A 13,332-nucleotide genomic window follows, 5' to 3' on the forward strand; every position below is an offset into this window, starting at 1 on the left:
GTTATTTTGGTGCCCAGGCTGGTTCACGTACTTCACCTTGTTCGCTTGGTAAATTCATACGGAAACGTCCATCAGTAGACATAATAGACAACAAGCCACGGTTGCCTTCACGAGTTGCGTAGACCACCATTTGCCCATTTGGTGAGAAACTTGGTGATTCATCTAAACTAGTTGGGGTAAGAATATTGGTGATGCCAGTATTAATGTCTTGAATTGCAACTTTATAACTGCTGCCACTTGGGCGATGAACAAGTGCAATCTTTTTGCCATCTGCACTCAGAGTTCCACGTGCATTAAATGACCCTTTAAATGTTAAACGCTTTACTGAACCATCAGCAAAGGTATAACGATAAATTTGGGCCGAGCCACCACGGTCAGAAGTGAAAATAAAGGATTTTCCATCTGGTGTATAACGTGCTTCGGTATCAATTGCCGAATCATTTGTCATGCGTTTGACTTGGCGAGTTGATAAATCCATTTGATAGATTTCAGGGTTGCCATTCATCGATGCTGTAAATAGCATTGATTGGCCATCTGGTGAGAAACTTGGTGCGCCGTTTAGACCTCTAAAACTGGTAAGGACTTCACGTGTTCCAGTTGATAAATCCTGTAAATAAATTGCTGGACGTTTAGTTTCAAAAGAAACATAAGCAATTTTTTTAGCATCCGGTGTCCATGCCGGAGAAAGAATTGGATCACGGGATGATAAAACGGTCTTTGGTTGTTCACCATCCGTATCTGCAATTTGTAGGGTATAACGCTCGGCAGGTGTTGCAGGGTTTCTTAGTACATATGCAATACGGCCGCTAAAGTCACCTGGAATTCCAGTAAGTGCTTGATAAATAGCATCACTTACCATATGGCCAGCTTGACGTATGCGTGAAGCAGGTACATTTAACAGTTCATTTAAAATGTATTGTTGCTTTTGTACATCATAAAGTTGGTAGTGAACTTCAAAACCTGTCGCTGTTTGTTTAATTTGACCGGTAACTACATATGGAATACCAGCAGTTTGCCAGTCAGAAGCTTGAATCTGATTGACTGCAGCATTGGCAGGCAAATTTTTAGATGAGCTTGTAAAGCGCCCAGAACGGTTTAAGTCTGTTTCAACAATAGGATAGAGCCCATTGTCATTGGTAAACGGGACAATAGCAATTTTGGGTGCCTGATCTGGAGCTTTAGCAATTTCCAGATATAACTGGGCAAAAGCAGTTGTAGAAGCAATAGGGCTTAAGGCTGTGATCAGTGCTAAAGATAGCAGGTGTTTGCGGCTCGTATTCATAAGTTTAAAGTCATAGCAGGTATTTTTGTGACTGTTGATTTTGTAGCATAGTTACATGCCTTAAACTATTTAAAGCATGTAACTCTTTCAAAATTATTGCGCTCTAAATGTAGAGCTAACACTTCTTGCTTCACGCCTTGCATCTGGATCTGATGGCATAGGATATGGCGCTGCGGCTTGAATTGCAGCTTTAATACTTGCGTCTAAGGCATCATCACCACTTGAACGCGTGATCACAATAGAGTTAACGCTTCCCGAATCGGAGAGGGTAAAACGAACACCAACTGTTTTACCGCTACTACCAGTTGGAACATCCCAAGAGCGTCGAATTTTTTGTTCAAAATCGCGTCTAGCTGAAGAAGCAACTTTTTTAGCTTCAGCTTTCTTTTGAGCTGCTTCTTCTTGTGCTTTTTGAGCAGATGCAGCTTTGGCTTCGGCCTCCGCTTCAGCTTTACGCTTAGCATCGTCAGCAGCTTTTTGCTTGGCTTTAGCATCAGCCTCAGCTTTGCGTTTAGCATCGTCAGCAGTTTTTTGTTGCTTAGCTTTCGCATCAGCCTCAGCTTTACGTTTAGCATCATCAGCTTTTTGTTGTTTAGCTTTCGCATCAGCCTCAGCTTTACGTTTAGCATCGTCAGCAGTTTTTTGCTGTTTAGCTTTTGCATCGGCTTCCGCTTTACGTTTAGCATCATCAGCAGACTTTTGCTGCTTGGCTTTAGCATCGGCCTCAGCTTTACGTTTAGCGTCTTCAGTTGCTTTTTGCTGTTTCGCTCTAGCATCTGCTTCAGCTTTACGTTTAGCATCGTCAGCAGCTTTTTGTTGCTTAGCTTTAGCATCAGCTTCGGCTTTTCGTTTAGCTTCTTGTTGTGCTTGAAGTTTAGCGTTTTCAGCCTTTTGAGCTTCACGTTTTAATTTTGCATCTGCTTCAGCTTTTTTACGTTTAGCGTCTTCAGCAGCTTTTTGGTTGGCTTTAGCTTCAGCATCAGCTTTTGCACTTTGTTCAGCCTTACGTTTTTGTTCAGCTTCTGATTTTGCTTTAGCCTCAGCTTGGCGTTTAGCTTCAGCCTGCTGTTTTTGAGTTTCCTCTATGCGTTGCTGTTCTGCTGCTTGTTTCGCTTTCGCAGCTTCTTCAGCTTTACGTTTTTGCTCAGCCAACTTGGCTTGCTGGACCTGTTCGGCCTTTTGCTTTTGAGCAGCAAGTTGTTGAGCTGTTGGAGGCGGAGGTACAACTGGAAGATTTTGAGGTAGGGTTTCATCAACAATAGGGGCTAATACCTCTTTTGCTTCATTCGTAGCTGTAGTCTCTTGTTCAATTTCTTTGGCTAAAGGAGGGGGTAAATCTTCTGGCTTAACTAAAATAGTCGTTAGCTTTTTTGGCTGTTCAGGTGGTTTACTCAAGCCTAAAAAAAGCAAGCCAACAATGGCAATTGCATGAACTCCGAGTGTAAAGCTCAATGCAATCGCATTTTGTTTAAAGGGCGGCTTTTGATCTTTGTTCATAGCTTATTTTAAAGGCTCTGTCAGAAGGCCAACTTGAGTTAAACCTGCTTCTTGTAAACTCGCCATTAATGATACGACTTCTCCATAAGGACGAGACTTATCACCATTGACTAAAACTGTGAGTTGTTTGTTTTCTTGTTCAGCTTGTTTTTGAGCATCGCTTAAAACTGCTTCGAGCTTTTCACGAGATAATGGTTCATTATCTTTGTAATCTTCATACTGAAGATAAATATTGCCATCTTTGCCAATTGTTACCATGGCAGGCATATCTTTTGATTCGATTGGATGGTTGTTTGCTTGAGGTAAATCTACCTTGATACCACTGGTAATCATAGGAGCAGTTACCATAAAAATAACCAAAAGCACGAGCATAACGTCAATATAAGGTACGACGTTCATATCACTTTTTAATGGTTTTTTTATGCGCTCAAAGCGCCCTGAACGCTGTATTGCCATTATGCATCTTCCTGTGATGAACCCACAGATTGACGTTGCAATAAAGCAATCATCTCTTCAGCAAATAAAGCGCGATCAGAATAAACACTTTCACTTTTAGCAGTGAAATGGTTAAAAGCCAATACAGCTGGAATTGCGGCAAACAAACCAATTGCAGTTGCAATAAGTGCTTCGGCAATACCCGGTGCAACAGTTGCCAGAGTTACTTGATCAACGGCAGCCAAACCGATAAAGGCATTCATAATACCCCATACGGTACCGAATAGACCGATGTAAGGCGCTACAGAACCGATACTTGCTAAAGTCCCTAAACCATATTCTAAATGGCTCTGATCACGACTCAAACCTACACGCAAAATACGCTCAGTGCCTTCAATCGTTTGAGAAACAGGAGCCTGACGTTTTTTGAGTTTAAAAAATTCGCTCAACCCTTGATAAAAAATATCTTCAAGCCCAGAGCGCTTTGAGTTGAGTTGAGCATTGTTATAAAGCGTATTGAGTTCGGCACCAGACCAGAACATTTTTTGGAAATGTTCATCGTCTTGATGTGCTTTTTTATAACTCATATGTAACTTGGCAATCAGATACCAACTAAAGATCGATGCTAACAATAAAATTAGCATGACCAACTGAACGACTGGACTTGCTTGTAAAATAAGGTCAGAAATATGCAGGGTTGATTCAATGTTTGTTGCCATAGGTTACATATGCCGGTTGTTTTTTTAGTCTTGTTCCAATTCTTTACGAATAAGATCACGTATTTCTTCTGGAAGACGACGAGGCATTAAGTCTTTACTTAAACATGCCAACTCAACCTCACCAGAAGCAAGCAAGATTTCACCACGATAAATATTTTGTTGCAACACAAATGACGCAGCTTTACATGAAACTACACGTGCTGTAACAGTAATTAAATCATCCATTAAAATAGGACGCATATATTTTACGTCAATTTTATATACGACAAAGTTGTAGTCTTTTTGGTGCCAGTAATGATCAACGCCAGCAGCGCGGAGCCATTCAGTACGGGTACGTTCCATATAGCGAATATGGTTGGCATGGTAAACAATACCACCTGCGTCCGTATCTTCAATATAAACACGAATGTTGAATTCAAAATGATTCGCCATGAGAGTATTCCGTTTTTAGTTCACTATAGAGCTTTGCATTTCAATTATGGCTACTGAATAAAATATTCATTTTATTTGAAGCCACGCATATGCTTTAAATACGGGGCAGTTTAGCAGATTGCATACTAAGTCCTATGGCACAACCTTTCAATTGCGATTGCTGTACTTCTAGTCTAAAAACGGTGAACTCTATGACCAGCTTACTTTTAAGTTAAGAAGGTTTCCATGCAGTTTGAACTTGTTTTGATATATTCGGGTAATCTAATACGAACCTTACATGTAGTTCAGTTCCTATTTTTAAGGCTTTATTATCTACAATAAAGTAAGGACTATGATTAGGTGCAGCTTGGCTTAAGTCTTGGTTTTCTGGTGTTGCACCTAAGAAAACAAAGAATGAGGGCATTAATTTTCCATAATAAGCAAAATCTTCACTTGCGCTCTCATTGTGGTCCAAAACATGTAGTTTTGAAGCTTCAACAACTTTGGCTAATGTTGGCTGAATAAATTGAGTAAGCGCCTTGTCATTCATAGTTACTGGAGCATAAGGCGCAATTTCAACTTTAGCAGTCACGTCATTGGCTTGAGCATTATGCTCTATCATGGCGGGTAAACTTTTTAAGATGTTATTTCTTATTTCTTCGTTATTAGAGCGAATAGTACCAATCATATTGACCTGTTCAGGAATCACATTACCTGCCGTGCCGCCTTGAATATTGCCAATACTGACTACACCCATACCTTTGGTTAGATCGGTTCTTCGGCTAATAAGGCTCTGTAAATTATTAATCATTTGTGCCGATGCATAAATCGGATCTCTACCTAACCAAGGGGTTGAGCCGTGAACCTGCTTGCCGTTGACCTGAATACGTAAATGATCTGCACTATTTAAAATAGCACCATCCTTGTAATAAAGATGTCCACTTTTCATGCCAGCTATGACATGCATTCCAAAAATAGCCTCGGGTTTATAATCTTTAAAGGCACCATCTGCGATCATTTTCCGTGAGCCGATTTGATCACCCTGTGTGAAGTTATCTATATCTGCTCCACCTTCTTCAGCAGGTTGAAAAACAAAGACAACTGTGCCCGATATTTTATCCTTATTGGCTGCTAGAATTTTTGCTGCCCCTACTAGCATTGCGGTGTGTGCATCATGTCCACAAGCATGCATCACATAAGTTTCTTTACCTTGATAAATTGCTTTTTGTTTACTAGCAAATGGCACACCACTTTTTTCTTCCATGGGTAGTGCATCCATATCGGCTCTAAGCGCAATGATAGGGCCAGGTTTATTGCCTTTTAAAATACCTATTACGCCTGTTTTTGCATAACCTATTTTGACTTGAATGCCATAAGACTTTAATTCTTTTTGAACTAGTGCAGATGTTTTAAATTCCATATTGCCAAGTTCAGGATGCTCATGAATATGTTGTCTTAATTGAATGACCTGATTTTCATTTTGTTGTGCAACATCTTTTACCCAATCTGCTAGGCTTAGCTGGCTCATTAGAGCGAGTGGAAAAATCAAAGCGGCTTTTTTGTACATGTCCTTATCCTAAAATATTATTGTTCATAAGATTTGCTATCTAGATTTCTTATAATTCAGTTTTTTAAAATATTAAAAAATCAATAAGGTATAAAGGAAGACCTAAAAGGTATAGAGGGGCTAATTTGTTGATAAGACAATTATTATTTTAATTAGGTAGAGAGATTAAATTAAAAAAGGAAGAGAAAATTCTCTTCCTTTGGTTAGTTTTTAGGCTCAGGTGGTGTCATTCCAAACTGTAAATAAGATTGGTTAGTTGCGATGCGACCTCGTGCAGTACGCATGACATAACCTTGTTGAATTAAATAAGGTTCAATCACATCTTCAAGCGTACCGCTGTCTTCAGCCATCGCTGCTGCAAGCGCTTCAACTCCAGCAGGACCGCCATCAAAACGCTCGAGTAGCATGCTCAAATAACGTCTGTCTAAGGTATCTAAGCCAGCTTTATCAACATTGAGCATATCAAGCGCACGCTGCGCCATTTCATGGGTCACTTCGCCTGTGCCTTTCACTTGTGCATAGTCACGAACACGTCGTAATAAACGATTGGCGATACGAGGTGTTCCGCGTGATCGGCGTGCTACCTCTTCTGCGCCTTCAACTGTAATGGGTACATCCATTAGGTTTGCAGAGCGTGACACAATGTGAGTCAAGTCTTCTACAGAGTAAAACTCAAGACGTTGCACAATACCAAAGCGGTCACGTAGTGGTGAGGTCAACAAGCCCGCACGTGTGGTCGCAGCAACAAGTGTAAAAGGAGGTAAATCTAGTTTAATTGAACGGGCAGCAGGGCCTTCACCAATCATGATATCTAATTGGTAATCTTCCATTGCTGGATAAAGGATTTCTTCAATCACTGGTGAAAGACGATGAATCTCGTCAATAAATAAAACATCGCCTTCTTCAAGATTGGTGAGCATTGCCGCTAAATCGCCTGCACGTTCCAAGACAGGCCCTGAAGTCGATTTAAGATTGCCACCCATTTCACGTGCAATAATATTAGCAAGTGTGGTTTTACCTAAGCCGGGCGGACCAAAAATCAGTGTGTGGTCGAGAGCTTCACCACGACCACGAGCAGCGCCAATGAAAATTTCCATTTGCTCGCGTACCACTGGTTGTCCAATATAGTCGGCAAGAGAAGTTGGTCGAATAGCCCGATCAAAATGATCTTCAGGTTTTTCTGTTCCACTGATTAGACGGTCTTGCATAAGTGTTTTACTTCATCATGGATTTGAGAGCAGCACGAATAATATCGGCTGATTCTGTGTAATCGGCTTTAACCGCTGCAACAGCTTTTTGTGCTTCAAGTGGCTTATAACCTAAAGATTGCAATGCAGCTTCTGCTTCAGCGACAGGAGAGTTTGCAGCAAATTGAATTTGAGGTATGGTCGCCGCAGTTGAAGTGCCTTGAGCTAATGTTTTGAAACGGTCACGAAGTTCGATCATTAAACGTTCAGCCGTTTTTTTGCCTACACCTGGAACTTTGACCAAAGTATTCACATCATCATGTTCAATAGTGTGAACCAATAGTTCAACGCTTAGCGTAGATAAAATGCCTAATGCCATTTTTGGACCGACACCATTTACTTTTAATAAGGTGCGGAAAATTGTTTTCTCTTGGGCATCACTAAAACCATAGAGCTGCTGTGCATCTTCACGTACAACCAAATGCGTCCATAACGTAACTTTCTGGCCCTTTTGTAATTGGCAAAATGTTGAAAGTGGTGTATCAATTTCATAGCCCACACCATTTACATTCAGTAAGACAGTTGGGGCTTCTAGGGCAAACACTTCGCCAATTAAACATCCGATCATAGCGTAATTTCACTTATTCATAACTGTAAATCTGGTCGTTCTAAATGTATTAAAACGACACTAGCTGTATTTCTTTCTATATTAAGGCAGCTTAAAACAAGCCGATTTTATTACCTTGTAGCTCTTGAGCCAAGCTATAAGCCTGATGATCTGAAAACTTACTGATAATATCGAGTACTTGCATGATATTGCTGTAGTGATTATTGCTAAAGTTAGCACCATACAGGTTAAGGATAGACATTAAACGTTGTTCTTTAAAGCTTAAAGATTTATGCGGCGTTGTGAGTGGTACAAATGCATCCAAAATCGTTTGTAAACTCTGATGTGCAATAATTTCTAAACCAGATTTTTGTGGGTGCTCAAAAATTTTGTCACGTGCCAGATTCTTGGCAGTTTCGATACCTTTTGCAATATCGGGTGAACAATATTGCAAAAGGTTGCCTTTAAGCTGACCTGTAATAATTTCATAATGATTTTTGGCAAATGCTGTGGTCACTTCATCAACAAGACGTTTCATAACTCGTCCACGTAATGCTGAGATCTTTTGTTGCCATGTACTGTTTGGATGAGATAACTCTTCAGGTTGGCCATAGTCAGCAATAAGATTTAAGAAAATGGGTTCAACTTCTTGGTAACTCAGCATATTTAAGACAATGCCATCTTCTAAATCAATGAGGGCATAACAAATGTCATCAGCGGCTTCTAACAAATAGGTGAGTGGATGACGGCAATAATGATATTCACCGAGTTGAATCAGCCCAAGCTGTTCAGCGATCTGTTTTAAAATTTCTTTTTCAGATTGATAACAACCAAACTTTGCTCGTTGATGTGAAGGTCGATCACCTTGTGAAGCAATTGTTTTTGAAAGCCATGGATACTTTAAATAAGCGCCTAAGGTTGCATATGTTAAACGCATACCTCCATCATCTGGGTGATAATCAATGCGGCTTAATAGACGTAAGCCTTGAGCGTTGCCTTCAAATTGGCGAACATCGGCTTCTTCTTCTGGGCTTAGTTTTTTTAAAAAATCGTCATGTGATGCATCATCGAACCATTCACGAATCGCATATTCGCCTGCATGGCCGAAAGGCGGGTTACCAATGTCGTGGGCTAGGCAGGCTGCTTGAATAATTGCACCGACATCGGCAGGGGAAATCCAGACAGGTAATTCATTTTTAATTTTTTCTGCGGCAAGCATACCCATTGAGCGGCCAATGCAGGAAACTTCAAGGGAGTGAGTTAAACGAGTGTGAATGCCATCATGTTGTGCTAGAGGGTGAACTTGGGTCTTACGGTTTAACTGACGAAAACTTTGAGAAAATATAATGCGGTCATAATCTTTATGGAATGGGCTACGAGCCAGTTCTGTACTACTTTTTTTGCTACCTAAACGAACTGCAGAAAGCAGCTCTAACCAACGCATTTGTTCCATTTATCATTATTCAAAACTATAAAGCTTGATCATGCCAAAAAAAAGCTAAAAGCACTAGCTTGGTGCGACATAGTTTGTCTTAGTTCAGGTTTTATTATGTTATTGAATAAACATGAAACAATTTATTTTTAACGAGAATGACTAAAAAAATGATTTTGAACAAAAAAGAAATCACTTCTTGCAGAATTAGGTTACAGAATACTGATTCTACATCTAGCTGATTTTAGCAAGACGCAGTAGAATATGCGCTCTCTCTAAAGTCACATTGCGGTAAGGTTCACAAGACCTGCCCGTGGAGCCAAAATCAACATGTTTATCGTGGCCGGTGCAGCAGCACATTCTTCTTTTAAGAAAGCTCAACTATTAACACGTTTATCGTCAATTAGTTCTGTTCAATCTTTTGACAGCCAATGGGTCTATTTGTTTGATCAAGCGCTCAACGAGCAGCAACATCAATCTGCTTTGCAATTATTAAATGACGGTGAGTCTTTTGAACTTCGTCAACCTGCAAGTGATGAGATTCAGATTTTAGTAACACCACGTGTGGGTACTATTTCACCTTGGTCTTCTAAAGCAACTGATATTTTCAAAAACTGTAATACACCAGTTCACCGCTTAGAACGCGGTCTTTTATTTACATTAAAAGGTGTTTCTGAAATTACTAATCAAGTTAAACAAGTACTTCATGACCGTATGACAGAAACAGTTTTTGCTCAAATTGAAGATGCAAAAGCATTATTTTCAGAAACAGCTCCAAAACCATTAAATTCAATTGATATCTTAGGTCAAGGCAAAGAAGCTTTGGTTAAAGCGAACAATGAGTTCGGTTTTGCGTTATCTGAACAAGAAATTGATTATTTAACTGAAGCATTCGGTAAGCTTGGTCGTAATCCAAATGACATCGAATTGATGATGTTTGCACAAGCAAACTCTGAGCATTGTCGTCACAAAATCTTTGGTTCTGAATGGACAATTGATGGTGAAAAACAACCATTATCATTGTTCCAGATGATTAAAAATACTTATAAAGAATCTCCAACTGACGTTTTATCGGCATATAAAGATAACGCGTCTGTAATCGTTGGTTATGACACGATGCGTTTTTATCCAAAAGCTGATGAAAACGGTCACTTTGTTTATAAATATAAGAGCCAAGCTGCTCATATTTTAATGAAGGTTGAAACTCACAACCATCCAACAGCAATTTCTCCATTTGCTGGTGCTGCAACTGGTTCAGGCGGTGAAATCCGTGATGAAGGTGCAACTGGTCGTGGTGGTAAACCAAAAGCTGGTTTAACAGGCTTTACAGTTTCTAACTTAAATATTCCTGGTTTTGAACAACCTTGGGAAGAAAACTACGGTAAACCTTCACGTATGGCATCGCCATTACAAATCATGATTGAAGGTCCATTAGGTGGCGCGGCATTTAACAACGAATTCGGTCGTCCTGCATTAAATGGTTATTTCCGTACTTTTGAACAAAATGTAAATGGTGAAGTGAAGGGCTTCCATAAGCCAATCATGATCGCTGGTGGTTACGGTAACATTCGTCCTGACCATGTAGAAAAAGATGCGATTCAACCAGGTGATTTACTCATTGTATTGGGTGGCCCTGCAATGTTAATCGGTCTTGGCGGTGGTGCAGCATCTTCTGTAGACAGCGGTACAATGGGTGAAAGCCTTGATTTCGCTTCTGTACAACGTGAAAACCCAGAAATGGAACGCCGTTGTCAGGAAGTGATTGATACTTGCTGGCGTTTAGAAGACTTCAACCCAATCGTTTCTGTACATGACGTTGGTGCTGGTGGTTTATCAAATGCTATGCCTGAACTTGTGAATGATCATGAGTTAGGTGCAGTTCTTAACCTTCGTAAAATTCCTTCATTAGAACCGGGCATGAGCCCAATGGAAATCTGGTCAAATGAAGCACAAGAGCGTTATGTTCTTGCAATTCGTCCAGAGTCTTTAGAACAGTTCGAATCAATCTGTGCTCGTGAACGTTGTCCATTTGCCGTGTTAGGTGAAGCAACTGAAGCTCGTCATTTAACTGTTGAAGATCCATTGTTCCAGAACAATGCAGTTGATATCCCAATGCAAGTAATGCTTGGTGGTACACCTCGTATGCAACGTTCTTATGAAACAATTGAGCGTAAAGGTAACGAGTTTGACGCTTCAAAAGTTGATTTGAAAGATGCGATTTTCCGTGTATTGAAAAATCCAACAGTTGCTTCTAAATCATTCTTGATCACCATTGGTGACCGCTCAATTACAGGTATGGTTGCACGTGATCAAATGGTTGGTCGTTGGCAGATTCCTGTTGCGGATGCAGCAGTAACGACGACAAGCTTACAAGGCTTCACTGGTGAAGCAATGGCGATGGGTGAACGTCCGCCAGTAGCATTGTTAAATCCAGCAGCATCTGCTCGTTTGGCAGTTGCTGAAGCAATTACTAATATTGCATGTGCAAACATTGAACAAGTTAGCGATATCAAACTTTCTGCAAACTGGATGGCTGCTGCTGGTCAAAAAGGTGAAGACCAGGCGTTGTTCGAAGGTGTAAAAGCGATTGGTATGGAAATGTGTCCTGCTTTAGGAATCGCGATTCCTGTAGGTAAAGACTCGCTTTCAATGCGTACCACTTGGAATGACAACGGCGAAGATAAAGCTGTAACGTCTCCAATGACTGGTGTAATTACCGCATTTGCTCCAGTAATGGATGTTCGTAAAACTTTAACACCTGAACTTAAGAATTTAGAAGATTCAGTACTTGTACGTATTGATTTATCTAAAGGTCAGTTCCGTTTAGGTGGTTCGATTCTTGCTCAAGTATATAAGGCAATTGGTTCAATCACTCCAGATGTTGATAGTTTTGATGATTTCAAAGCGTTCTTTGCTTTAATTCAAGATTGGAACAACCGTGGCTTGATTCAAGCTTACCATGACATTGGTGATGGTGGTTTACTCGCAACTGTTGCTGAAATGATGTTTGCTGCACGTTTAGGTGTTGCATTAGAAGACCAAACTCCAGCAAGTTTATTTGCTGAAGAAATTGGTGCAGTTCTTCAAATCAAAGCAGCTGATTGGGACGCTTTACAAGCAGAGGTTGCTGCTTCTAGCTTAAAAGATGCAATTGCTGTAGTTGGTCGTGTAAACAACACAGATCAATTATCTGTAAACGGTTTGACTTTAGATCGTGCTGAATTACAACAAGCTTGGTCTGAGGTATCTCATCAGATCCAACGTCTACGTGATAACGTTGAAACTGCTGACCAAGAATTTGCTTTAATTACTGATAAATCACATCAAGGTTTAATTGCTAAACCAACATTTGACTTGAATGAACCTATCGAAGCACCGTTCATTAACACACGTCGTCCTAATATGGCGATCTTGCGTGAGCAAGGTGTAAATGGTCATATTGAAATGGCAGCAGCCTTTGATAAGGTTGGTTTCAATACTGTTGACGTGCACATGAGTGATTTACTTGCTGGTCGCGTTAGCCTAAGTGATTTTGAAGGTCTAGTGACTTGTGGTGGTTTCTCTTACGGTGACGTAATGGGTGCTGGCGGTGGCTGGGCAAAATCAGTATTGTTCAATGCGAAATTACGTGATCAGTTTGAACAGTTCTTCCACCGTGAAGATACATTCAGCTTAGGTATCTGTAATGGTTGCCAAATGTTGTCACAATTAGCACCACTTATTCCAGGTGCTGACCACTGGCCACGTTTCCACCGCAATATGTCAGAAGTTTTTGAAGCTCGTAGCGTAAACGTTCGTGTTGAAAAATCTGTTTCTGTATTGCTTAATGGAATGGAAGGTTCGATTTTACCGATTGCTGTAGCACACGGTGAAGGTCGTGCGGTTGCAAGCGAAGCTGACATTGCAAGCTTAAATGCAGCTAACCAAGTTGCATTGCGTTATGTGGATAGCCACGGTAACCCGACTCAACATTATCCATTGAACCCGAACGGTTCGCCGGAAGCGATTACTGGTGTAACGTCTAAAGATGGTCGTGCAACGATTATGATGCCGCACCCAGAGCGTACTTTCCGTGCAATTCAGCACTCTTGGAAACCAGAAGAGTGGACTGAAGATGGTGCATGGTTACGTATGTTCCGTAACGCACGTAAGTTTATCGGTTAATATAAACACTGAAATAAGCCACCGACAGGTG

The 13,332-nt window shown here is 40.6% G+C and carries 10 protein-coding genes; 1 reads left to right on the forward strand and 9 read right to left on the reverse strand.

Annotated features, from left to right (window positions below):
* Position 1: 1 nt before the first annotated feature.
* The 9 genes from tolB to dgt form a co-directional block, all read right to left on the reverse strand.
* Positions 2-1,282, reverse strand: coding sequence for a Tol-Pal system beta propeller repeat protein TolB (tolB, locus tag SOI76_RS04410; RefSeq protein ID WP_104079170.1), 1,281 nt, complete (start codon positions 1,280-1,282; stop codon positions 2-4).
* Positions 1,283-1,375: 93 nt separating this feature from the next.
* Complete coding sequence (tolA, locus tag SOI76_RS04415; RefSeq protein WP_104079169.1) at positions 1,376-2,779, reverse strand: cell envelope integrity protein TolA; 1,404 nt, start codon at positions 2,777-2,779, stop codon at positions 1,376-1,378.
* Between the two features lie 3 nt (positions 2,780-2,782).
* On the reverse strand, positions 2,783-3,235 hold the full coding sequence (gene tolR, locus SOI76_RS04420; RefSeq protein WP_016146149.1) for a protein TolR: 453 nt from the start codon (positions 3,233-3,235) through the stop codon (positions 2,783-2,785).
* Positions 3,235-3,933 (reverse strand): protein TolQ, encoded by a 699-nt coding sequence (tolQ, locus tag SOI76_RS04425; RefSeq protein ID WP_016140259.1) that lies wholly within the window; start codon positions 3,931-3,933, stop codon positions 3,235-3,237. The genes tolR and tolQ overlap by 1 nt, the downstream gene beginning before the upstream one ends.
* Before the next feature lie 24 nt (positions 3,934-3,957).
* Positions 3,958-4,365, reverse strand: coding sequence for a tol-pal system-associated acyl-CoA thioesterase (ybgC, locus tag SOI76_RS04430; protein WP_001273591.1), 408 nt, complete (start codon positions 4,363-4,365; stop codon positions 3,958-3,960).
* Between the two features lie 211 nt (positions 4,366-4,576).
* Positions 4,577-5,911, reverse strand: a complete 1,335-nt coding sequence (locus SOI76_RS04435; protein WP_104079168.1) for a M20 family metallopeptidase — start codon at positions 5,909-5,911, stop codon at positions 4,577-4,579.
* A gap of 203 nt (positions 5,912-6,114) precedes the next feature.
* The gene (gene ruvB, locus SOI76_RS04440; protein WP_002052424.1) at positions 6,115-7,119 is read right to left on the reverse strand and encodes a Holliday junction branch migration DNA helicase RuvB; all 1,005 of its coding nucleotides are present in this window, start codon (positions 7,117-7,119) and stop codon (positions 6,115-6,117) included.
* Positions 7,120-7,126: 7 nt separating this feature from the next.
* Positions 7,127-7,726, reverse strand: coding sequence for a Holliday junction branch migration protein RuvA (gene ruvA / locus SOI76_RS04445; protein WP_104079167.1), 600 nt, complete (start codon positions 7,724-7,726; stop codon positions 7,127-7,129).
* Positions 7,727-7,817: 91 nt separating this feature from the next.
* Positions 7,818-9,158 (reverse strand): deoxyguanosinetriphosphate triphosphohydrolase, encoded by a 1,341-nt coding sequence (dgt, locus tag SOI76_RS04450; protein WP_101662993.1) that lies wholly within the window; start codon positions 9,156-9,158, stop codon positions 7,818-7,820.
* A gap of 309 nt (positions 9,159-9,467) precedes the next feature.
* Here dgt and purL point away from each other — a divergent pair, with 309 nt between their 5' ends.
* A complete protein-coding gene (gene purL, locus SOI76_RS04455; protein WP_104079166.1) occupies positions 9,468-13,301 on the forward strand; it encodes a phosphoribosylformylglycinamidine synthase in 3,834 nt (1,277 codons plus the stop codon).
* The last annotated feature ends 31 nt before the right edge of the window (positions 13,302-13,332 follow it).

The sequence above is a fragment of the Acinetobacter pittii genome (assembly GCF_034064985.1).
In the GTDB taxonomy this organism is placed as follows: domain Bacteria; phylum Pseudomonadota; class Gammaproteobacteria; order Pseudomonadales; family Moraxellaceae; genus Acinetobacter; species Acinetobacter pittii_H.